Source organism: Streptomyces sp. HUAS 31, from assembly GCF_028198125.1.
Classification (GTDB): domain Bacteria; phylum Actinomycetota; class Actinomycetes; order Streptomycetales; family Streptomycetaceae; genus Streptomyces; species Streptomyces chartreusis.
This window is the reverse complement of sequence record NZ_CP116353.1, coordinates 1,240,797-1,264,087: the sequence shown is the minus strand read 5'-3', so window position 1 is coordinate 1,264,087 and position 23,291 is coordinate 1,240,797. Positions and strand designations below refer to the sequence as shown.

The following is a 23,291-nucleotide window of genomic DNA, read 5'->3' as shown; positions in this document are numbered from 1 at the left end:
ACGGCGCGATGCGATGAGCAACCCGGAGCCGACCCCCGAAGCGCGGCCCACCCCGCAGGAGACGGAGCGGAGTGATGGCCGCGGCAGCGGTATGGCGCTGCTGGTCATCGCCTCCTGTCAGCTGATGGTGGTGCTCGACATCACCATCGTGAACATCGCCCTGCCGGACATCCAGCGCTCCCTCGACTTCTCGACGACCAGCCTGTCCTGGGTGGTGAACGCCTACACGCTCACCTTCGGCGGACTGCTGCTGCTCGGCGGCAGGATGGGCGACATCCTCGGCAGACGACGGGTGTTCGTCTTCGGCGTCCTGCTGTTCGTCCTCGCCTCGCTGCTCGGCGGACTGTCCCAGAACTCCTGGCAACTCCTCGCCGCCCGCGCCCTCCAGGGAGTCGGCGGCGCCATCGCGTCCCCGACCTCCCTCGCCCTGATCAGCACGACGTTCCGCGAGGGACCGGAACGCAACCGGGCGTTCGGGGTGTTCGCCGCGGTCTCCGCGGGCGGCGGCGCGATCGGGCTGCTGATGGGCGGCATCCTGGTCGAGTGGCTGAACTGGCGCTGGGTGCTGTTCGTCAACGTGCCCATCGGGCTGCTCATCGTGCTCGCCACCCCGCGCTACATCCGCGAGTCCGAGCGTCACCCCGGGCACTTCGACATAGCGGGCGCGATGACCTCCACCATCGGCATGGTGCTGCTGGTGTACGGGTTCATCCGGGCCGCGCAGGACGGCTGGCGGGACCCGCTCACCCTGGGCTCGTTCGGGGCCGCCGTCGTCTTCCTGATCCTGTTCGTGCTGGTCGAGCAGCGCTCCAGACAGCCGATCACACCCCTGCACATGTTCGCCGACCGCAACCGTGCGGGCACGTACGGCATCATGCTGAGCCTGGCCGCCGCGATCTTCGGCATGTTCTTCTTCCTCACGCTCTTCGTGCAGGACGTGCTGAACTTCAGCCCGCTCCAGGCCGGTCTCGCCTTCCTCCCGGTGAGCGCGGTGATCGCGGTGGGCGCGGGGCTCGCCTCCCAACTCCTGCCGAAGTACGGGCCCAAGCCGTTCATGGTGACCGGCGCGATCCTGGCCGCCGCGGGGCTGGGCTGGCTGACCCTGACCGACGTCGACTCCACCTACCTCGGCAGCATCCTCGGCCCGATGCTCGTCTTCAGCCTGGGCATGGGCATGGAGTTCGTCTCCCTGACCCTGATGGCGCTGTCCAACGTGACGGTCGCGGAGACCGGCGCCGCCTCCGGGCTGCTCAACGCCACCCAGCAGGTGGGCGGTTCCCTCGGGCTGTCCATCCTGGTCACGACGTTCGGTACGGCCAGCAACAACGAGGCCGACAAACAGATCCCGGCCTTCCTCTCCCAGGCGACCCCGGTGGAACGACTGCGCTTCGAACGCACCGGGCAGCTCCCGGCGCAGTACGCCGACGAGATCCTCACTTCGGGCGTCTCCGCCGCCTTCATCGCGGCCGCGATCTTCACGGCGGTCGCAGCGGTGATCGCCCTGTTCGTCATCCAGGTCCGTCCCTCCGACCTGGAGCGCCTCCGGGGTGGCGGGGTGCCGCCGTCCTGAGGTTCGGACTGGACGTCTTTCGTTGGCACACCCGTCACCCGGCGCTCTTAATGTGCGCGCCATGAGAAGAATCTCGATCATGGTCAGTGCCGCGGTGCTGACCGCCGCCCTCGCGGTCCCCGCGGCGGCCCACCCGGGCGGAGCCGACTTCGGCCGGGCCACTCTGACCGGCTTCGCCTCGCTGCCGGCCGAGACGTTCGTGCCGGGCAGCGAGCCGTCCGGCGCCGCCATCGGCGCGGGCCCTTTCAACGGGATCGCGGCGCCTTTCGCGCACCAGCCGGTGCAGGGCTTCAGCGGTGTCGTGAACCGGCGTGACGGCACCTTCGACGTGCTGTCGGACAACGGCTACGGCAACAAGGGCAACAGCGCCGACTTCCTGCTGCGCGTCCACCGCATCGAGCCCGACCTGCGCGGCGGCACGGTCAAGGTGCTCGGCGGCTTCGACCTGAGCGACCCGGACCGCCATGTGCCGTTCCCGCTGACGCGGGCCGACCGGGTGCTCACCGGCGCCGACTTCGACGTCGAGTCGATCCAGCGGATGCCCGACGGCACGTACTGGATCGGCGACGAGTTCGGCCCCTGGCTGCTGCACTTCTCCGCCAAGGGCCGTCTGCTCCAGGCCCCGATCGCCCTCGATGGCGTGCGGGCGCCGGAGAACCCGTATCTGAACGGCGCCCAGCCGAACATAGCGAGCAGCAAGGGCTTCGAGGGCCTCGTCCGCTCCGTGGACGGCCGTCACCTCTACCCGCTCCTGGAGGGCACGGTCACCGGTGACACCCCCGGTGAACTGCGGTTCAGCGAGTTCGATCTGCGCCGGGGCAAGTACACCGGCAAGCGGTACGTCTACCGCCTGGAGTCGACCGCGAACGCCATCGGCGACGCCATCGCCGTCGACCGGCACCGGTTCCTGGTCATCGAGCGCGACGGCGGGCAGGGCGACACGGCCAAGTTCAAGCGCATCTACCTGGCCGACACCCGCGACCGCGACGGCGACGGCCTGATGGACAAGACCCTGGTCGCAGACCTGCTGGACATCGCGAACCCCAAGGGGCTCGGCGGCTTCGGGGAGACCTTCCGCTTCCCGTTCCAGACGATCGAGGACGTGAACCTCGTCGACGACCGCACGCTCGCGGTCCTCAACGACAACAACTTCCCGTTCTCCTCGGGCCGTACGGCCGGCAAGGCCGACGACAACGAGCTCATCACCATCCGGCTCTCGGCCCCGCTGCACGCGGACAAGCGCGCCTTCCGCTGAAAGCCGTGACACGGCCGGACCGTTCCAGGGGGCGAGCGGTCCGGCCGTCGCATGTGCCCGATGGTGCTCAACTGCCGTCCATACGCCCGGAGTCGCGGCGGCGCAATGTGATGACCTTCACCCCGGTGTGGCCGAAAGTGATGAATTCATTACGCAAGCAGTGCGTAAGGGACGGTAATTCAGACAACGCCACCAGTGGAGGTTTAAAGTGCAACCGTTCACCCTCAAGTACGCGTTTCCCGGCGGGATCGCTCAGGCGGTGACGCCGTACCACTTCGACCCGGCCCGGCAACTGAACATGCTGCCCGACGGCCGCCCCGCCGTCAGTGACCCGGACCTCCTGCTCGCGGTCGGCACGACGACGTCCACCGCCGGGTCCGCGACCCACTTCGACGACTGACGAACCGGCCGCGCATGACGGTTCTGATCCTGACGTCCGAGGAGGACGTGACCGCCGACATGGTGGTGGCGAGACTGTACGCGACGGGGACGCCCGTGCTGCGACTGGACCCCGCCGACCTGCCGGGCAAGGCGGTGCTGGCCGCCGACTACGCCCACGGCGACTTCGACGGTCATCTGTCGGTCAACGGGCATGTGCTCAGCATGGGCGGCCTGCGCTCCATCTGGGTGCGCAGGCCCGGCGAGCCGGCCGCACACGCCGCCAACCCCTCGCCGTGGCTGACCGCCGAGACCCGGCAGGCGCTGTACGGGATGCTCCACTCCGCCGCCGCACGGTGGATGAACCACCCCCGCAACGCCGACCAGGCCCGGCTCAAGCCCTGGCAGCTGAGGGTCGCCCACGTGAGCGGCTTCGCGGTGCCGCCGACCGTCTTCACCACGGCACCCCGCCTGGCACGGGAGTTCGTCGAGGAACACCGGGAGGTGGTGGTGAAGTCCGCTTCGGGTCCGCCGCCCGGCGACCCCGTGCTGACCCTGCCCACCACCCTGATCGGCCCCGACGCGGACTTCACCGCCGTCGCGGCCGGGCCCGCGCTGCTCCAGCGGTATGTGCACAAGCGCGCCGACATCCGGCTGACCTGCGTCGGCAACCGGCTGTTCGCCGCGCGCAAGACGGCCGAACCCGGCCAGGTCGACGGCCGCTACGGCGAGACCGGGCACGCCTGGGAGCCGGTTCCGGTCCCCGACCGCATCGGCAAGTCGGTGCACGAGTACGTCACCCTCGCCGGACTGGCGTACGCCGCCTTCGACTTCGCTGAGGACGGGGACGGCATCTGGTGGTTCCTGGAGTGCAACCAGGGCGGCCAGTTCGGCTTCGTGGAGCTGGAGACCGGGCAGCCGATCGCGGAGGAGGTCGCCCTGTGGCTGTCCCAGCGCAGGTCGGACCGCCGCGCCGGCGAAGGCCGTTGAGTCCCTGGACTACGTTGAGGAGCACCGGTCCGACGTGCGCCCGGCAGCCCGCCGCGGGCCATGGGCGCACCGGGACCGACGCACCGGCGGACCACGGGAGGAACGCGATGACCACGCGGCGGACGATCGCGCCGGAAGAACTCGGCACGCTGGACCTGGCCGATCCGCGGCTGCACGCCGAGACCGACCTGTCGGCGGTGTGGCGCCACCTGCGACGGCGCCGGCCGGTCCACCTGAACCCCGCCACCGACACCGCCCGCGCCTTCTGGGTGGTGACCCGGCACGCCGACGTCACCGCCGTCTACCGCGACAGCGCCCGCTTCACCTCCGAGGGCGGCAACGTCCTGGAGACCCTGCTCGCCGGCGGCGACACCGCGGCCGGGCGCATGCTCCCCGTCACCGACGGGGAGAAGCACGCCGGACTGCGCCGTGTGCTGATGTCGGCGTTCTCGCCGAGGGCGCTTGAGCCGATCGTCGCGAGTGTGCGGCGCACGGTGAAGCGGCTGCTGGAGGAGGCGCTGGACACGGGCGGCTGCGACTTCGCCGCCGACGTGGCGGCCCGCATACCCCTCGCCGCGATCTGCGACCTGCTGGGCGTGCCCGACCACGACCGGACCCATGTGCTGAGCCTGACCTCCGCCGCACTGGGCTCGCACGACGCAGACAGCACACCGGCGGACGCCTGGATCGCCAGGAACGAGATCCTGCTCTACTTCGCCGAACTCGCCCGCGACCGGCGCGAGGGCGGACACTCGGACGTCATCGCCCTGCTCGCCGGCAGCGAGGTGAACGGACTGCCGCTCGACGACGACGAGATCATGCTGAACTGCTACAGCCTGATCCTCGGCGGCGACGAGACGGCGCGGCTGTCCATGGTCGGCGCCGCCCTCGCCCTGCTGGAGCACCCCGGCCAGTGGCAGGCCCTCAAACGCGGCGACGCTCCCATCGGCACCGCCGTCGAGGAGATCCTGCGCTGGACGACGCCGGCACTGCACGCCGGGCGCACCGCGACCACCGACACCGAGATCGGCGGCCACCCGGTGCGGGCCGGCGACATCGTCACCGTCTGGAACGCCTCCGCCAACCACGACGAGCTGGCCTTCGACGTCCCGGGCGAGCTGCGGCTGGACCGCACCCCCAACAAGCACGTCACCTTCGCCTACGGCCCCCACTTCTGCCTCGGCGCCCATCTCGCCCGCGCGGAGCTCGGTGCCGTACTGGCCGGGCTGCGCGACCTCGTCGCGGAGATGGAGCAGACGGGTCCCGCGAGGCCCGTCCACTCCAACTTCCTCAGCGGCTTCGGCGCCCTGCCGCTCACGCTCAAGGCCGCCTGAACATCCGCTTCCAGTAGCGGACGGCCGTCGTACACCTCCGAGATGGCCGCCCTCGACACAGCCGTGCACGAGGTCGACGTGCTGCGCCGGCTGCTGGAGCTCGCGCGGGAAATACCCAAGGGCGGATCCCACGGGGGACACAGCACCACCCCGCCTCGACGAGACGGGGTGGTGGCGGTGTGGTGGCCGGGGCGGCCTACGGCTCAGGCGGGCCGTATCGCACTGTGGATCGCGGCCTCTCCGGCGTACTGGATCGACTCCTCGCGTATGAGTACTCCGGGTCCCGGGGCGTGGATCATCATGCCGTTCCCGGAGTAGATCCCGACGTGCCCGGCGTGGAAGAGGACCAGGTCACCGAGTTCGAGCCGGGTCAGGTCGACACCCTGTCCCGCCGTCGCCTGCTCCGGGGCCGTGCGCGGGAGCGTGATGCCGGCGGCCCTCCAGGCGGCCTGGGTGAGACCCGGACCGTCGAACGCCTCGGGGCCGGTCGTGCCCCAGACGCAGGGCTTGCCCACCTGGGCGCGGGCGAACTCCAGGGCCCGGGTGGCGCGGGTGTCGTGCGATGCCGTCGATGTGAGGGCGGTGGTGGCGGTGGCCGCCGTGACGTCCGCCGGAGCGGGCGACGGCGCGACCGTGAGGGTGCCGAGATACGGGTCCGTGATGGTGTCCGGGGCAGCGGTCTGCGGCGTGGCCGTGGTGACGGTTCCGAGGTACGGGTCCGTGACGGTGGCCGGTGTCGCGGCTGTGGTCAGGGTGCCGAGGTAGGGGTCCGTGACGGTGGTCGTGAGGGAGTCGGTCGCCGGGGCGGCCGGCGGCCGGGCCGAAGCGCCTGGCGGGACGGTGGTGAGGTCGGCGGCCGACTGCGCTTGCAGGGCCTGCCACCGGTCCTCCGCGGAGGGCTGGGCCTGCGTGGTGCCCCAGGTGCCGGAGGCGGGCAGCGCTGCGATCGCCGCAGGGGCGGCGCTCTGTACCGTGGCGTACCTGGACAGCAGCTCGCGGGCCCGGTCGAGCTTGCGCCGGTTCTGCTCCTTGGTCGTCCGCAGCGAGTCCCGCGTCTGCGGATCGGCAGCGGCGTCGACGGCCGGGACGGCTGCGGAAGCCGTGCCGGTCCCCGCCGGCAGGGCGAGGACGGCCGGCATGACCTGGGTGGCCCGGAGGTCCGCCGAGGTCGAGGGCGCGGCCGGGAGAGCGGCGACGGGACCGGCGGTCAGCTCGGCGAGCGGAGCCGCCCCGGTGCCGCGACCGGACGTCAACTCCCTTGCCGGCGCGGCCGGCAGCGCGAGCGGCGCGCGCCCCGTCGACTCACGTGCCGGGGAGAGGTCCTGCATCGCACGCGCGGGCCTGCGCTCGACGGGACGGTCCGGCGTCCGGTCGCGGGGCAGGGCGGCCGGCACGGTCGGACCGAGCTTTGCGCGCGCCGCATCGAACCACTGCCGGCTGACGTTGTCCAGCGCGGGGTCGCTGTGATTGCCCTCGCTCGCCCGGATCCCGGCGCTCCCCGGCCCGGGGCCCCGCTTGCGCGGCCCGGTCGACGAGGCGCGGGTGGCGTTGAAGGTTCCCGAGTCGGTCTCGGCCCGGTCGTACAGGGAGGTGATCCGGCGGCTGACTTCCTCACGGCTGGGTGCCTCGTCCGAGGACGAGGGAGCGGCGCCCGCCGTCTGGCCGAGCAGCGCCACCGAGGTGAGGGCCGCCGACGCGAGTGCGGAGTTGCGCATGCCGGGCAGGCTGAGAGCCCCCGGCCGCGCGGTGCCTTCCGGCGCCATGGGCGACGTACTCCTTCCGTAAACCGCCTACCGAGTTAGCTGACGGGTTCGGGCGGTTCGCTCCGGAAGGTGTGCCCTACGGCCTGTGCCCCGAAGGGCAGTCGGCCGATTCACCCCAAGTTCGGTTGGGTCCCCGGCTCCGGTGAACCTCTTTGAGCGCACCGGACTCGGCGGAGGCCGCGCGTCCCGGCGGGGTTCGCCGGAGGTCGTCGTGCGGCCTGATCCGTAACCTAGCCAACTTGTGCGCCTCCCGTGAAGGTTGAGGCGTTAAATGTCCGATACGTATTTGTGACCTACGACGCTTGTGAGGAGCGGCGGCCCAGTTCACTTCGCGGTGCGTCGGTGCCGCCACGCTTCGTAGTGATCCAGCACCGTCTGCTCGATCGGGCGGTAGCCGATGCCCAGTTCGTTCACGCTGCGGCTGTTGTCGACGCGGAACCGGATGCCGAGGTGTTTTCGGATGTAATCCTGCGTCAGGCCGAAGGCGGGGCCGAGGATCCGTACCGGCCAGTGCGGGAGCGCGGTGCGCGGTAGCCGGAGGTCGCGGGGGTGGCGGGTCCGCAGGATGCGGGACATCTCGTGGAACGACGTCATGGTCTCGGCGGCGACGATGTAGCGGCCCTCGGCGTCCGGGTTCTCGGCGGCCGCGATGTGCGCGTCGGCCACATCACGCACGTCCGCCGTGGTGAAGCTGAAGTCCGGGGCGCCGTAGAAGAAGTAGCCCTTGAACAGCTCCTGGAGCAGGAACAGGCTGCCCGACTCGGAAGCCGGTGTCAGGGAAGGGCCCAGGATCAGGCCGGGGTTGACCGACACCAGGCGCCAGCGGGCCTGGGCCGACTCCGCGTCCCGGGCGGCGCGCTCCGCGACCGTCTTGGCGTAGTGGTACGGGTTGTTCTCCACCGTGCTGGTGGTGTTGAAGTACCGCTCCGAGAGCACCCCGTCGTCCATCTTCAGGACGTCCGCGTAGTCCCCGAAGATCGTGCCCACGGTGGAGGTGAGCACGAGCCGCTCGACCGTGGGCGTCCGCTCGACGGCCGCCAGCACATTGCGGGTGCCGAGCAGGGCCGGGTCCACCATCTCCCGTCGGCCGTCCTTGATCTTCTCCGGCATGCGGAACGGCGACGCCACATGGAACACCGTCCGGCAGCCGGTCATCGCCTCGTCGAAGGCGCCCTCGGTCAACAGGTCCGCCTCGAACAGGGACAGCCGGCCGGGGTGCGCGTCCTGCATCTCCCGCAGCGGCCGCACCTTGGCCGTCGCGGCCGTGCTGCGCACGGTGGCGTGGACGCTGTGACCGCGCTCCAGGAGCCGGTGCACCAGATGACTGCCGACGAACCCGCTGCCGCCGGTCACCAACACGGCTGCCGAACCGTCCGAGCCCACGCCCTCACCCCTCACGTCCCGCGGTCGGGGGTCACCTTATGGCGCCCCGTCACCGGCGCGGCGGACACGGTGCGTATCCGGGTGGGCGCGGTAAGGGGCGGCCCCTGGAGGCGAGGTTGACGGGCCGGATCGCGTCACCCCCGGAAAACCGGCCAAGGAGGGATGTGTGCGACTCGGGGAGGTCGCACGTACGTGCGACCAGCCGAACGGCGGGAGCGAGGGGCCTCCGGCGTGCGCCGGACCCCGGTCGGCGTCCCGTCGCGGGACCCGCTGTGCAGGATCTGTGAACCACCTGGCCGGGGCGCGCAGGCATGGTGTGCGGATGCCGGGAGGCCGCCTTCACCAAACCCCCTCGTGCGGTGGCCGGAAGGTGCCTTGTTCCGTCAACTTCCCACGCATCAAGGTGGATTGAGCACTTGAGCATCAGGAGTCACAAGCGCATTGCTTGGCCCGGACGGCCGACAAGTCCGGGGTCTGACGGGGGAACTGATGCGGTGTGCGCAGCCGTCGCCGTCGACCCGCGGGGGCCGATCGCGCACCCGTCCGGCACGACTCCCTCTGCCATCTCTTGGTGCCTTCGTCCCGGTGCCCGAGACAGGGATAAGAAGGAGGGGGAATGCCGATGAGCGCGGTGAGCGCCGCAAGGCCGACGTATCCCGGCGTCTACGTCGAAGAGCTTCCCAGCAGCACCCGTACGATCTCGACCCTGACCACGTCCGTGACCGCCTTTGTGGGCCACACCCGACGAGGTCCGCTCAACGAGCCGGTACGCGTCACCAGCTTCACGGAGTTCGAGCGCCGCTTCGGCGGTCTGAGCGCACAGAGCGCCGTCGGCTACGCGGTCCACCAGTTCTTCGGCAACGGCGGCACCGTGGCGGTGATCGTCCGAGTCGCCAAGGCGGGCAGCGGCAAGGCCGCCTGCGTCACCCTCAAGTCCACAGAGGGCCACAGCGAGGGCCCGGTCCTCGAAGTGCACGCCAAGGAGCCCGGCGTCTGGGGCAACGGCCTGCGCGTCGCCGTCGACCACGACACCCCGTGCCCCGACGAAACCTTCAACCTGAGGGTCTACGACGCCAAGGGCGACGCCCGCGAGAGCTTCACCGGCCTGTCCATGGACACAGGCCACGGCCGCTACGCGCAGACCGTGATCAACGCCGGCTCCAAGCTGATCCGCGGCGAGGTCGTCGGCGAGGGCCGCCCCGACCCGTCCGGCACCGTCTCCAAGCCCTTCGGCGACGAACTCCCGAACCTCGCCGTCGACCTGACGGTCAAGATCGGCGAGGTGGAGCGCGAGTTCACGCTCTACGACCCCGACTGCGACGGCGAAGCCCCGTGCAGCGTGGCCGAGTTGGCGCTGCTCCTCGAGCGCAAGCTGCGCGCCCTGCCCGACGCGCCCGGCAAGCACGCCTTCGCCGGCGCCGAGGTCACCGCCTTCGGCCGCCGTGTCCAGGTCGTCGCGGGCTCCACCGACCCCGAGGACGTCGTCCGCTTCCTCGGCGAGTGCGCCAACGACCTCGGCCTGGAGGCCTCCGTCAATCCTCCGGTCTTCCCGCTGGAGGGCGGCGAGGACGGCGAGGCACCGGGACCGCGCGACCTGATCGGCTCCGAGGGCGACAAGACCGGCATCCAGGCGCTGCGCGGCGTCGCCGACGTCAACCTGCTGGCGCTGCCCGAGCTCGCGGCGTACGAGAAGACCGAGGACGCCCTCACCGTCATCTCGGCCGCCCAGCGGCTGTGCGCCGAGCGCCGGATCTTCCTGCTCGTCGACGCGCCCAGCACCTGGGTCGGCGTCGACAGCGCACGTGCCGGGCTCGCCGCCTTCGACGCCGTGCGCGGCAACCACGCGGGCCTGTACTTCCCGCACCTCCAGCTCACCGACCCGCTCACAGGCCGGCTGCGGTCCTTCCCGCCGTCCGGCGCGGTCGCCGGCGTCATCGCCCGGACCGACTCCGAGCGCGGCGTGTGGAAGGCCCCGGCCGGCACCGAGGCGCGGCTCGCGGGCGTGCACTCGCTGACCGTCAACCTGACCGACCGCGAGACCGGCCTGCTCAACCCGCTCGGCGTCAACTGCCTGCGGACCTTCCCGGTCAACGGCCCGGTCGTCTGGGGCGCGCGCACCCTGGAGGGCTCCGACGCGCTCGACAGCGAGTGGAAGTACGTGCCGGTGCGCAGGCTCGCGCTGCACGTCGAGGAGAGCCTCCAGCGCGGCCTGCAGTGGGTCGTGTTCGAGCCCAACGACGAGAACCTGTGGCAGCAGATCCGGCTCGCCGCCTCCTCGTACCTGCACACCCTCTTCCGTCAGGGCGCCTTCAAGGGCGGCACCCCGCGCGAGGCGTACTTCGTCAAGTGCGACGGCGACACGACGACCGCCGAGGACATCGAGAACGGCATCGTCAACGTCCTAGTCGGCATCGCACCGGTCCGGCCGGCGGAGTTCGTGATCGTCAAAATCCAGCAGACGTCCGGGCAGTTCGCGCTCTAGGCGCGGGGAATCGTGGAGAACTGAAGGAATCCGATGGCTGAGTTCACGGTCAACGCGCATCGCTTCGACCCCTACAAGAACTTCAAGTTCCTGGTCCTGTGGGACGGTCGCACGGTCGCCGGCATCAGCAAGATCAGTCCGCTGAAGCGGACCACGGAAGTCGTCAAGCACCGGCACGGAGGCGACCCGTCGTCGCCCCGCAAGTCGCCGGGCCGCTCCGAGTTCGAGGGCATCACCCTGGAGCGCGGCGTCACCCACGACCCCGAGTTCGACCGCTGGGCCAACAAGGTCTGGCAGGTCGGCGCGGGCCTCGGCTCCGAGGTGTCCCTCGCGGACTTCCGCAAGGACATCGTCATCCAGGTCCTCAACGAGGCCGGCCAGGTCGCCGTCTCGCACAAGCTGTACCGGACCTGGCCGAGCGAGTACCAGGTCCTCGGCGAGCTGGACGCCAACGCCAACGCGGTGGCCATCCAGTCGCTGAAGCTCGAGTGCGAGGGCTGGGAGCGGGACTACGAGGTGCCCGAGCCGGAGGAGCCGTCGTTCCTCAACCCCGCTTGACCGGCGGGTAGTCGAGGGGGGACGAGATGGCGATCACCGGGGCGGCCGAACTGCTGGCCACCTGGGAGGCGGGCCTCGCCGAGGCGCCGACGGGGCGCGCCCTGCTGCTGCACCGCACGGCACGCCCGGACGTCGACGCGACGGCCCTGCCGGTGCTGCCGGTGGGGGAGCGCGAGGCCGACCTGTTCGCGCTGCGCCGCGCCCTGTTCGGGGAGCGGATGCAGGTGCGGCTGGGCTGCGCCGCCTGCGGCGCGGACATGGAGTTCGACCTTGACGCAGGGGAGTTCGCCCGCTCGCCGATCGGGCCGGACGCCTCGATCGTGCGGGTCGAACAGGACGGCTGGGACGTGCGGTTCCGGCTGCCCGGGGTCGCCGACCTGACGGCCGCGGCCCGCTCCGCCGACCCACGCGCCGCCCTGCTCGCGCGCTGCCTCGTCTCGGCGGCCCGCGACGGGGCGGACGTGGCCGCGGGTGAGCTGCCCGCCCCGGTGCAGCGCCGGATCGCCGAGGCCGTGGAGGCCGCCGACCCGGGGGCCGACGTGACGCTCAACATCGCCTGCCCCGAATGCGGGGCGGCGACCCGGGCCGAGCTGGACATCGCCTCCTACCTGTGGACCGAACTGGACGCCTGGGCAAGGGACCTGCTGCTCGACGTCCATCTGCTCGCCACGTCGTACGGCTGGAGCGAGCCGGAGATCCTGGCGCTCAGCCCGCTGCGGCGCCGCTACTACCTGGAGCTGTGTGCGGATGTCTGACGCCGACGGGGCGCCGGTGCCCGACTTCCTCGACCGGCTGATCGCCCGGCACACCCCGGCCGCCACCGGTCCTCGCCCGGACGTGGTGCGGGTACGCCCCCGGCTGCCCGGCCCGTTCGAGCGGGTCGAGGCGGTACGGAGCGCCGCGCCGGAGGAGGACGAGGGCTCCGGCCTGCTGTGGCCCTCCACCACACCGGCGGCCGTCCGACCCGGGGAAGCGCCGCGCCCGGCAGCACCCGCGGCCCGGACGCACACGGAACGGGAGCGGACGGTCGTACACACCGAACGCGCCCCGGCCGACCCGGCACCGCGGCCCGCCGCCCGGGCCCTGCCCGACACGCCGCTGCTGCGTCCCGTCGCACCGGTCGCACCCGGCTCCCGGCCGGCACCCGACGCCGCGCGGGCGCCGGGCCGGGGCCGTCCGGAGCGGGGCTCCGCCCGGAGCGCGGCGGCCGTACCCATCCCCCCGGGTACGGACGCCGCTTCCCCCGCCGCCGTGTCCACCCCACCGCGGCCCGGCGCCGCGGACACGGCGGCGGCACGCGACGCCGTAAGGCAGGCCGCCGCCCGGCGTCCCGGGCGGGCGCCCGAGCAGGTCGTGCAGGTGCAGATCGGGCGGCTGGAGGTGACGGCGGGACCGTCGCCGGCCGGCGACGCACGGCAGCGGACGCCGTCGGCGGGGCGCCAGGGCGCGACCCTGAGCCTTGCCGACTACCTGGCACGAGGGCGGGAGTGACATGGAACCGCTTCGACAGGACCAGGGCATGCGGCGCGGCCGGGAGACCGAAGGCACGCGGCGCGGCCGGCAGGACGACGTGACGGACCGAGGAACCGAGGAACCGACGCCATGAGCAACGCTCTCGCCATCGCCCATGTCACCCAGGCCCTCGCCCTGCTGCTCGCGTCCAACGTGGGCCCGGAGTTCGACGAGGCCGTGAAGGTGGAACCGCACAAGCCACCTACGGAACCGCCGGACTACCCCACCATCAACGTCTTCCTGTACCAGGTCACCCCCAACACCTCGCTGCGCAACAACGACCTGCCGACCCGGGCGTCCGACGGCACGCTGGTGAAACGGCCGGCGGCCGCGCTGGACCTGCACTACGTCATCAGCGCGTACGGCGACGAGACGACCCTGGTCGGACAGCGGTTGATCGGCTCCGTCGTGCGGACCCTGCACGAGATCCCGGTGCTGCCGAAGGACGTCATCGAGGAGACCGGTCATCTCCCGCACCTGGTGGGCAGCGACCTCGCGGAGGCGACCCAGCGGGTGCGCCTCACGCCCACGGTGATGGACATCGACGAGACGTCGAAGTTGTGGGGGATGCTCCACCAGACGCCTTACGCGCTGTCCGTGGTCTACCAGGCCACCCTGATCCTCATCGACGGCCGGGAGCAGCCGGTGCCGGCCAAGCCGGTCGAGCGGCCGGAGGTACGGGTGCTGCCGTTCGGGGCGCCGGGGGCACCGGTTCCGCCCGGGACGGGGACTGATGACGGCACGTCAGTCAATGGCTCGGCGATCGGGGCGGCTGACGCCCGGCAGGGGCAGGCGCCCGGCGAGGCCGTCGCCAAGGACGCGGCCAAGGGCAAGGCGCCCGCGAAGACGGCGGCGACGGCACCGGCCAGGAGCGCGGCGACGCCACCGGTCAGGACCGCCGCGTCGGCACCGGCCAAGACGCCCGCGAAGGCACCCGCCAAGGCCCCCGCACGCGGGCGCAAGGCGGCCACCACCCGGACCGGCAGATCCGGCAAGGCGGGTGGCGCGGCGCCGGACGGCGGAGCCGAAGGCACCGAGAACTGACACGGCATGGGAACGACGGGGGCAGGTGAGGGCATGGGGACGAACGAGCCGGGCACGGCGGCCACTTCGCGTACGACGGGCGGCCACGACGTGGGCGCGAACCTGATCGAGGAGATCCGCCGCGTCCTCGCCCGCGTCGACGCCCACGCCCAGGCCGCCGACGTCGGCGAGGCAGCAGTCCCGGAGACCACCGCGAGCCCGACGCCCCCGGCGGCACCGGGCACCGCCCCGCTCGACGCCCTCGTCACCTGCTTCGGGCTCACCTCCTTCGAACGCGACGTGATCCTCCTCGCCGCCGCCGACGAACTCGACCCCACGACCGCCGCGCGTTGTGCCGCCGCCTGCGGTGACCCGCAACGGGCCCACCCGACGTTCTCGCTCGCCCTTGCCGCCCTCGCGGACCCGCACTGGAGCGCGCTCACACCCGTCGCCCCGCTGCGGCGCTGGAGGATCGCGGAACTGGACGACGAGTCCCGGCTGACGACCTCCCGCCTTCGCCTGGACGAGCGGATCCTGCACTTCCTGCTGGGCTCGCCCTACCTCGACGCCCGTCTGCACGGCCGCCTGCGCCGCACCTCGGTGCCGGAGCAACTGCCGCCGTCGTACGACCTGGCCGCGAGCCGCGTCGCCGAGGGCTGGACGACCGGGGCGAGCCCCGACGCGCCGCTGCTCGTCGAGGTGACCGGCGGTGACCTGCGCAGCCGCGCCGAGATAGCCGCCGCGGCGGCCGCCCGCTCCGGGCTCGGCCTGTACGCGATGGGCGCCGAGGACATGCCCACCGACCCCGCCGAACGCGACCGGCTGGCACGGCTCTGGCAGCGCGAGGCGATCCTGCTGCCGTCCGCGCTGCTCCTCGAGGTCGGCGACCTGGACCGCGACCAGCGGGCGGCGACGGAGGCGTTCCTCGCCGGAGCGGCCGTACCGGTCGTCGTGTCCAGCGAGGACCCGCTGCGCACGGACCGCCCGCACGGCGCCCGGGTGGCGGTACCGCGCCTCGACGACGAGGAGCAGGTGGAGCTGTGGGGCCGGGCGATGCATCCGATCGCCGACCTGGACGACATCGAACTCCGCTCCCTGGTCGCCCAGTTCCAGCTCCCGCCGCACGTCATCAGGTCCGCCGCCGCGACCGTACGCCGCCGGCTGCCCTACGAGGACCTCGACGCCGCCCAACTCGCCTGGCGGGCGGGTCTGGAGGAGGCCCGGATCGGCATGGACGAGCTGGGCCGCCGTATCGAACCGCAGGCGGCCTGGGGCGACCTGGTCCTCCACGACCGGCAGACCGGCGTCCTGCGGGAGATCGTCGCCCATGTCCGCCAGCGCGCGACCGTCCACCAGGAATGGGGGTTCGCCGGCACCCTGCGGCGCGGCCTCGGCGTCACGGCCCTCTTCGCGGGCGGCTCCGGCACCGGCAAGACGCTGGCCGCGGAGGTCATGGCGAAGGAACTCGGCCTGGACCTCTTCATCGTCGACCTCTCCCAGGTCGTCAGCAAGTACATCGGCGAGACGGAGAAGAACCTCCGCCGGGTCTTCGACGCCGCCGAACGCGGCGGCGCGCTGCTGCTGTTCGACGAGGCCGACGCACTGTTCGGCAAGCGCAGCGAGGTCAAGGACAGCCACGACCGGTACGCCAACCTGGAGGTCAGCTACCTCCTGATGCGGATGGAGTCCTACCGCGGCCTCGCCATCCTCACCACCAACATGAAGAAGGCCCTCGACACGGCCTTCCTGCGCCGCATCCGCTTCGTCGTCGACTTCCCCTTCCCCGCCGAGCACGAGCGCGCCGAGATCTGGCGCCGGGTGCTGCCCTCGCAGGCCCCGGTCAAGGGCATCGACGCGGACCTGCTCGCCCAGCTCACCGTCGCGGGCGGCTCGATCCGCAACATCGCGCTGTCCGGGGCGTTCCTGGCGGCCGAGGAGGGCGACCGCCTCCAGATGCGCCACATGCTGGCGGCGGCCCGCACGGAGTACCAGAAGCTGGAGCGCTCGCTGACTCCGGGGGAGGTGCGGGGATGGGTGTGAACGGCTCGCAGCGCGACGAGCCGCGGGGGATTCGAGTCGAGCCGCGGGAAATCCCAGTCCAGCCTCGGGCGATCCGCGTCGAGATCGGCGAACTCGCCCTGAACGGCTTCGCCGTGGATCCGGAACGGGTGTCGGTCGCCTTCGAACGCGAGCTGACAAGGCTGATCGAGGCCCACGGAGTTCCGCTCGCGGCGAGCGGCGCCGTCGCCGTCGACGTCCTGACCGACCTCCCGCCGCTGCCCGCCGGCCTGACCGCCCGCCGCCTCGGCCAGGAACTGGCCCGCGTGGTGCACGAAGGGCTCAGCGGCCACGGGGAGGTGACCCGATGAGCTCCCGGACCCAGGACGGCCACGCCGAACAGTCCGCGGAACAGCGCCGCCGCAAGCGCCAGGAGCGCGCGGCCAAGTCCCGCACGCCGGAACCGAAGGACATCGTCAGCGGCGCGGGCCAGCCGCTGGACCCCGGGGTACGCCGGGAGCTGGAGGAACGCCTCGGCCACGACCTGAGCCGCGTCCGCCTGCACACGGGTCGCGACGCGGGGCAGCTGACCGAACTGCTGGGCGCGGACGCGGTGGCCGTGGGCCAGGACGTCTTCTTCGCGGAGGGCACCTTCAAGCCGGGCACGGACGAGGGACGTCGCCTCCTCGCCCACGAACTCCTGCACACCGTGCAGAACCCGCACGGTCTCGGCACGCTGCGCGCGGGTCGCGAACCGGGGGCGGTGAGTCTGCCGCAGCAGGCGATCGAGCGGGAGGCGGAGGCAGCGGCGCGGGACGTCGTCCGTGAGCCGGAGGCCGGGCCGGAGACGGCGGACGTCGAGCAGGACCAGGCGACGCCCGGGTGGCTGCGGTACGCCACGGTGGACGCGGACCGGAACCGGGCCGAGGCGATGGACCCGGCGACGCTCGTCGACCGGATCGCGAACGGGGTGGTGCGTTCCCTGCGCGGCGACCCCGAGGACCTGTCCCACCGCACCCGCAAGCAACTCGCGCGACTGCCCGAGCAGTTGCTCGACGGCGTACTCGTCCGGCTCGAGAACCGGCTGCTCGCCCCCGAGCACGACCGGGTGCTCGACTTCGTCGACGAGGTCGAGGCGTACGACGACCACGCCGAAGCCCTGGAACGCAACGCGCACGATGCACCCCAGGTCGAGCCGGACGTCGCGGAAGAGGTGCGCACCGAGCGCGAGGAGGAGTGGCGGGCCGCGCAGGAGCGCAAGACGGAGGAAGAGCGCCCTGCGCTCGCGCCGGGGCCGGAGAAGGAGCAGGCCGACGAGGAGGGGGCGGCCGGCAGCACTCCGCGCAACGGTGGTACGGCGGAGCACGGGACGACTCCGGAAGGAGGCGGTGCGCCGCGGGGGCCGCAGTCGCCCGGCGCGGGATCTGCGGGATCTGTGGGGTCGGCGGGGGCCTCGCGGTCCGCTGGGGCGGAGGCCGGGAAGAGCGGGTCGGCCGGGTCCGCATCTCCTGGGGGCCAGTCCTCGTCCGGTTCGGCCTCCGAGGGGAAGTCGCAGGGCGGTGGGCAGAAACCCCAGGCCGCGGCAGGGGGCAAGGCGAAAACCGGCAAGGACGGCGCCGGCAAGGAAGCCACCGAACGGAAGGAGACGCCCGCCGCGAGCAAGGAGGAGTCCGCGGCGAGGAACCGCGCGGGCGCGGCCGAGGCGATGGTGGCGGGCCGGCAGCTCAGGCAGCAGGACAAGCGGGGCCAGGACCAGCCCAAGAGCTCGCCGACCACCTCCGGCAAGGACACCCAGCTCGCGGGCAGGTCCAGCACGCTGGAAGGGAAGCGGAACCAGGACGTCGAGGGTCTGGAGGAGGAGACGGAGGACGGCTCCGTCGGCTCTGGGGGCGACTCGGAGGTCGAGGTCGGCGGCGCGGAGCCGAGCGCCTGGGACGTCAAGCTCCAGCCCGAGGACTTCCTGCCGACGCAGGACCTCGACACCTCCGGTGTGCCGACGGCGGACGAGTCGGACCCGTCGTCGTCCGCCACCCCGTCCGTCCCGTCCTTCGCGACGCCCCCGCCGACCAGGGCCGACGAGGTGCAGGCACAGCGGGACGCGGAGGACGCCGAGGACGAGGCGGCGGAGGCTGAGCCCGAGGAGGAGACCCTGGCCGAGGACACCGGTTCGTCGTCGGCGCCGGAGACAGAGGGCGGGCCGCGGGGCGACGGCGGTTTCGGCGGCCTCGCCCTGGAACAGGCCGCGGCACCGCCCGTGACGAGTGCGGCGAACCGGGACCCGAAGGCGGGCGACGACCCCAAGGTCGGGGCGGTCGCGGCGCAGACGACGGTTCAGGAGGCGCCCGGCAAGGCGGGCGCGAAGTCCGAGGGCGGCAGTGAGGCCAAGGAGCCGGCGGCCAAGGAGGAGAAGGGCACGGCGGCGGCCGGTGACAAGGCCGCGGCAGCGCCGGAGAAGGAGTCGCAGCAGGCCACGGGCGGCAGGTCAGCGCCGACCGAGGCCGGGGCTGGAGCGGGCGCGAAGGAGTCGGCGAGCGGTGCGGGCTCGGAGGCCGCACAGGACACGGCCGGTGCCGCTGGAGGCACGAGCAGCGCCGGTGGCACCGGTGGCGTCGGCGGCCCTGGTGTGCCCGGTGGCACCGCAGGCGCCCCGGAGGCCGCCCCGTCCGGCGGTACGACCGAGGAGAGCGCGCCGGAGTCCGGTGCTCGTGCAGCGGCTCCGGCGACGCGTACGCAGACCCCGGCTGCGGCGCCCAAGTCGGCACCGGCCGCCCAGGAGTCCGTTCCGGCACCTGCGCCGAGGACAGCTCCCGAGGAGAAGGGCGCACCGGAGAGCGCGCCCGCGCCCAAGGCGGCACCGTCCGGCGGATCCTCGGGCTCCGGTGGCGGAGGCGGTGGGGCTGCCGCCCCCGCCCGCGGAAAGGGCAAGAAGGACTCCGGCCCGGCGCCGAACCTCTCGGGCCTCTCCCCGGAGGCGGGCCTGTCCACGGCTTCGAAACTCAAGCCGCACAAGGCACTTCAGGCCATGGGCGGCGTGGGCGGCGCCGTGGGCCGAACGGTCGGCGACGAACACCAGACGCTCGCCTCCGCACCGCCGTCCATGCAGCGACCCGCGGGCGCGCCTCGCACGCTCGAAGGCAAGCCGAAGACGGACGCCCCGGCCGAGTACGCGCAGGATCCGGCCCAGCAGGCCAAGGAACCGGACCAGGAGAACGCCGAGGTAACCGGGGAGAAGGAGCCCGAAGGCCAGATCGAGGCGGAGAAGGCCGAGGAGCCGGGCGGCTGGGACACCTTCAAGATGGCCCTGGGCTTCATCGGCGGCAAGATCGTGAACGGGGTCGCGAGCCTCTTCGGCGCCGACGAACCCGTGGTGGACCCGCAGGAGCTGGCTGCGAAGTTCGCCGGTCTGCCGACGAAGGACGAGGCGCTGAAGCAGGCCCAGGCGGGTAACGCGCCGGGCGTCGAGATGCAGGGTGGCGCCGAGCAGGCGTCCGGTGAACAGGGCAGCAACGTCGACGCCAAGGGTCAGGAGACCATGGGGACGGCGCAGGACGACGCCGGCCGCGGGATGGGCGAGGACCAGGTCTATCCCAACGCTCCCAAGGAGCACATGGCCGCGAAGATCCCCGGGCAGGGGAGCGGCGGCGAGGGAGCCGGGGTCGAGGCCGCGGGTGCGACCGGAGCCGTACCGCCCGAGGCCGCCTCCGAGGTGGCGGAGCACGAGCGCGGGCCGCAGTTCCAGGCCGCGTTCAGCGAGGGCCACAAGGGCATGTCCGAGGGGCGGCAGGCCAAGGACCGTGACTTCCGCGACTCGCAGGCCAAGCACAAGCAGCAGGTTGACGCCGAGATCGCGGCCAACACCGAGACGCAGGCGGGCGAGCGCGAGAAGGCGATGGCCGACGTCACCGCCCAGCGCGAGGGCTGGCGCACGGAGCAGGACAAGGAACTCAAGAGCCTCGGCGACAAGAAGACCGACCGGCAGGAAAAGGTACGCCAGGACGTCAAGGACGAGGAAAAGAAGACAGACGACAAAGTCGACACCGAGAAGGAGGGCAGCGACAAGAAGATCAAGGAAAGGGCCGACAACGCCGAGAAGGACGCGGACCGGCAGAAGAACAACGCTGCCCAGGAATCGGGCAACTGGCTCTCGAAGGCCTTCGACTGGCTGAAACAGAAGGTCATCGAGATCAAGAACGCGATCGTCAGGGTCATCCGCGAGGCGCGTGACGCGGTCATCACCTTCATTCGCGACTTCAAGAAGAACGTCGAAGGATGGATCAACGCTGCCCGCAAGAGCATCGTCGACGCGATCAAGAACCTGATCAAGGATCTGATCGAGTTCGCGATCTCGATGGTGCGGGCGGTCATCGATCTGGCGAAGCGCATCCGGAACCTGATCACCTCGCTGATCAATGCGGCGATCGCACTGGTCAACAGGCTCGCCACCGCACTCAAGCAGGCCATCAGCGATCTGCTGGACTCCATCGGCAAACTGCTGAGCAGCATCCTGGAGATCCTCAAGAAAGCCCTGCTGGACGTCGTCAAGGCCGTAGTGGACGCGGTGAAGGCGGTCCTGGACTTCGCCGCCGGACTGCTGAACGCCCTCGGCGAGTTCATGCTCATCGCGGTCGACTTCCTGTCCGACCCGGGCGGTTGGCTGAGCGGTGCGAAGAACTCCGCGGTGGACGGCGCGAAGAACCATCTCTTCCGTGAGGTCAAGGCGGCCGTCAAGGAATGGTTCCAGTCCAAGATCGAGGAGATCATCGGCGTTCCGAGGGCCATCCTCGACAAACTGATCAAGGGCGGCATCACCCTCGAACAGATCGTCAAGGAAACCTGGGACGCCATCGTCCCCCAACTTCCCTTCATCATCGGTGAGATCGTCATCACCAAGGTCATCGCCAAGCTGATCCCGGGCGCCGGCTGGGTGATGGCCGTCATCGACGCCATCAAGACGGCCATCGGCGCACTCGGCGAGATCCTGCGCGCGATGGGCGCGGTCCTCAACTGGCTCAAGGCCGTCCGCAGCGGCGCCGCGGGCATCCTCTTCGCGAAGGCGGTCGCGGCGGGCATCGTGGCCCTTCTGGAGCTGGCCTACGAGGCACTGCTGAGCGGAATCGGCAAGTACGTCGCGAAGGTGGGCCGACGCTTCAGGGGCATGGCCGAGAGGCTGGGTCGAGGCAAGAACGGCAAGGGCGACGGCAAGAAGCCCGCGGCGGGCGGCACCGACGACAAGGGCGGCAGGCGGGACGACAGGACATCGACGGACGACAAGCCGGAAACCGGGGCACCGACGGTGCGCCCGACCTCAGTCCTCCCGAAGCCGGGCAGGGGCCCGGGGTCGGTCACCAAGCCCAAGGCGAAGCCCGGTCCGAAGGCCGACCCGAAGAAGCCGTCCACGAAGACGCCGGGAACGGACACGGCTGCGGGCCCGGGCAGGCCCGGCCGGCCGAAGAGCGAGAGCCAGGGCGACAAGCCGGACACCCGTCCGACCCCTGCCCCGAAGCCGAGGAAGCCGAAGCCGGAACCCAAGCCGGACACGAAGCCGCAGGACGCGGACGGCAGGGCCCCGCACAAGCCAGGTGACGACAAGGACTCGCCAGGGACTTCGAAGCCGCAGGACGACAGCAGGAGCGCCGACAAGCCCAGGGAGCAGGAGCCGAACCGGCCCAAGGACGACGGCAAGGACACTCCGGGCAAGCCCAAGGGCGACAAGGGCGATCCGGGCAGGACCAAGCCCGACACAGCCTCGGATGGCGTGAAGCCCAGGCCGAAGGACGACAGGAACGCGCCCGGAAAACCGAAGCCGACGCAGAAGCCCGACAAGGACGGCCCGGGTGCGCCCAAGCGGAAGCCGGATCGGCATGGTCCTGGCAAGACCAAGCCCGACAAGAGCGGTCCGGGCCGGCCCAAGTCCAGGCCGGACAAGGACAGGCAGAAGAAGGACGAGAACTCGGAGCAGTCGAAGAACGACCGACTCCGCAAGATCGTCGCTCGGATTCGGCCCATCATCAACGCGAAGTTGGACCGCGGGATCGCGCAGGATGACCATCAAGCCATGCGTGAACGGCTACGTACCCACTATCGACTTACAGCTCTCAGCAAGTCGAACGATCAGAACTTCGGCATCACGGCACGCCTGAACCCGAGCCAACCTGTCACCAACGGATACACCGGCAGCACGGACCGCATCGATTACCGAAGGCCCCCGGGAGAGACCGCACCTGCTCTGCCACCCACGAAACTTCCACCGTTCACGAATGGCCCTGTGAAGGCGCCGAGTTTTAAGGCGCACCACATTCATGAACCCCTTAAGAGGGGGACGGAAGCGGAAGATGCGCTGGACGCTCTGCCCGTGGGGTGGGAGATGGTGGCCGACGAGCGCGGCCCGGATGGAAAGCCGTACAGCGCGGGCGGCAAATGGGTACGCATGCACCTGCTTCCTGCCCCGCTGGGAGGCGACGCAACAACCTCCAACCTGGTTCCCGCACGCGGGGCGCAAAACAAAGAAGCCGCCATTGCCGTGGAACATCCTGCAGCCCGGGCTCTTGGTAAGGAGGTGCGGAAATCAAAGTGGAAGGGGAAGCTCAACAACATGATTTGGTACGACGTCAACGTCTCCTACTACAGTGATGATAAGTTCCCCGGATTTCCGAGCTCCATAAAGGTCATGTGGGGTGGATACAGCTATACCGGCAGCCACTGGAAGCGGGATCCGGCCACAGTGACCTGGCCGCGCAATTTCATGCCGCCACCTGAGGAGCATGACTATGCGCCACATACCGCTGATGTGAATCGCGATGACGTGCATGCCCTCCGGAGGGCGACGGGCATCAGTATGTACTTCGCTGAGCGAATAGTGGGTCTGCGAAAAACCAGGACGTTCGACAACATGACGGCTTTGGCGAAGGCCCTCAAGAAGGATGAACACCTCTACTCCGGCGAAAAGGATGAGACGCTTACCGGGGGCAGTCACAAGAATAAGACGGAAGCCATCAGGAGGCTCAGGAGGGCCGCCAAGAACAAATGGCTGACCTTCTAGGTGATC

The 23,291-nt window shown here is 71.2% G+C and carries 15 protein-coding genes and 1 riboswitch; of the genes, 13 read left to right on the top strand and 2 right to left on the bottom strand.

Features of this window, described 5'->3' with window-relative positions; all coding sequences use genetic code 11:
* Nucleotides 1–91: 91 nt before the first annotated feature.
* The 5 genes from PGH47_RS05370 to PGH47_RS05350 all read left to right on the top strand — a co-directional run bounded on the left by PGH47_RS05370 (nt 92) and on the right by PGH47_RS05350 (nt 5,527).
* A complete protein-coding gene (locus PGH47_RS05370; RefSeq protein WP_271667988.1) occupies nt 92–1,570 on the top strand; it encodes an MFS transporter in 1,479 nt (492 codons plus the stop codon).
* Nucleotides 1,571–1,631: 61 nt separating this feature from the next.
* Nucleotides 1,632–2,825, top strand: coding sequence for an esterase-like activity of phytase family protein (locus PGH47_RS05365; protein WP_271662478.1), 1,194 nt, complete (start codon nt 1,632–1,634; stop codon nt 2,823–2,825).
* A 208-nt stretch (nt 2,826–3,033) separates the two neighbouring features.
* Entirely contained in the window at nt 3,034–3,225 is a 192-nt protein-coding gene (gene tgmA / locus PGH47_RS05360) for a putative ATP-grasp-modified RiPP (RefSeq protein WP_107911840.1), read from the top strand.
* Between the two features lie 14 nt (nt 3,226–3,239).
* Entirely contained in the window at nt 3,240–4,193 is a 954-nt protein-coding gene (locus PGH47_RS05355; protein ID WP_271662477.1) for an MvdC/MvdD family ATP grasp protein, read from the top strand.
* A gap of 107 nt (nt 4,194–4,300) precedes the next feature.
* Nucleotides 4,301–5,527 (top strand): cytochrome P450, encoded by a 1,227-nt coding sequence (locus PGH47_RS05350; protein WP_271662476.1) that lies wholly within the window; start codon nt 4,301–4,303, stop codon nt 5,525–5,527.
* Nucleotides 5,528–5,730: 203 nt separating this feature from the next.
* Here the strand turns inward: PGH47_RS05350 and PGH47_RS05345 are convergent, their stop codons facing one another.
* Both PGH47_RS05345 and PGH47_RS05340 read right to left on the bottom strand, forming a co-directional pair.
* Nucleotides 5,731–7,290: a C40 family peptidase gene (locus PGH47_RS05345; protein WP_271662475.1), complete on the bottom strand. Its 1,560-nt coding sequence runs from the start codon at nt 7,288–7,290 to the stop codon at nt 5,731–5,733.
* Between the two features lie 8 nt (nt 7,291–7,298).
* Nucleotides 7,299–7,473, bottom strand: a riboswitch (cyclic di-AMP (ydaO/yuaA leader).
* A 141-nt stretch (nt 7,474–7,614) separates the two neighbouring features.
* Nucleotides 7,615–8,673: an NAD-dependent epimerase/dehydratase family protein gene (locus PGH47_RS05340; RefSeq protein WP_271662474.1), complete on the bottom strand. Its 1,059-nt coding sequence runs from the start codon at nt 8,671–8,673 to the stop codon at nt 7,615–7,617.
* A 616-nt stretch (nt 8,674–9,289) separates the two neighbouring features.
* On the opposite strand from PGH47_RS05340, the gene PGH47_RS05335 reads away from it, so the two are divergent.
* From PGH47_RS05335 to PGH47_RS05300, 8 genes are all read left to right on the top strand, one after another.
* Nucleotides 9,290–11,155 carry a phage tail sheath subtilisin-like domain-containing protein gene (locus PGH47_RS05335; RefSeq protein WP_271662473.1) on the top strand — a complete coding sequence of 622 codons (1,866 nt, stop codon included), beginning with the start codon at nt 9,290–9,292 and terminating at the stop codon, nt 11,153–11,155.
* Between the two features lie 33 nt (nt 11,156–11,188).
* Nucleotides 11,189–11,713, top strand: a complete 525-nt coding sequence (locus tag PGH47_RS05330; RefSeq protein WP_004003113.1) for a phage tail protein — start codon at nt 11,189–11,191, stop codon at nt 11,711–11,713.
* Nucleotides 11,714–11,739: 26 nt separating this feature from the next.
* The gene (locus tag PGH47_RS05325; RefSeq protein WP_271662472.1) at nt 11,740–12,468 is read left to right on the top strand and encodes a T4 family baseplate hub assembly chaperone; all 729 of its coding nucleotides are present in this window, start codon (nt 11,740–11,742) and stop codon (nt 12,466–12,468) included.
* Nucleotides 12,461–13,204: a hypothetical protein gene (locus PGH47_RS05320; protein WP_271662471.1), complete on the top strand. Its 744-nt coding sequence runs from the start codon at nt 12,461–12,463 to the stop codon at nt 13,202–13,204. Before PGH47_RS05325 ends, PGH47_RS05320 begins: the two co-directional genes overlap by 8 nt.
* A 111-nt stretch (nt 13,205–13,315) precedes the next feature.
* The gene (locus PGH47_RS05315; protein ID WP_271662470.1) at nt 13,316–14,269 is read left to right on the top strand and encodes a DUF4255 domain-containing protein; all 954 of its coding nucleotides are present in this window, start codon (nt 13,316–13,318) and stop codon (nt 14,267–14,269) included.
* Between the two features lie 33 nt (nt 14,270–14,302).
* On the top strand, nt 14,303–16,288 hold the full coding sequence (locus PGH47_RS05310; RefSeq protein WP_271662469.1) for an ATP-binding protein: 1,986 nt from the start codon (nt 14,303–14,305) through the stop codon (nt 16,286–16,288).
* The gene (locus tag PGH47_RS05305) at nt 16,279–16,617 is read left to right on the top strand and encodes a hypothetical protein (protein WP_271662468.1); all 339 of its coding nucleotides are present in this window, start codon (nt 16,279–16,281) and stop codon (nt 16,615–16,617) included. Before PGH47_RS05310 ends, PGH47_RS05305 begins: the two co-directional genes overlap by 10 nt.
* The gene (locus PGH47_RS05300) at nt 16,614–23,285 is read left to right on the top strand and encodes an eCIS core domain-containing protein (RefSeq protein WP_271662467.1); all 6,672 of its coding nucleotides are present in this window, start codon (nt 16,614–16,616) and stop codon (nt 23,283–23,285) included. Before PGH47_RS05305 ends, PGH47_RS05300 begins: the two co-directional genes overlap by 4 nt.
* Nucleotides 23,286–23,291 lie beyond the last annotated feature (6 nt).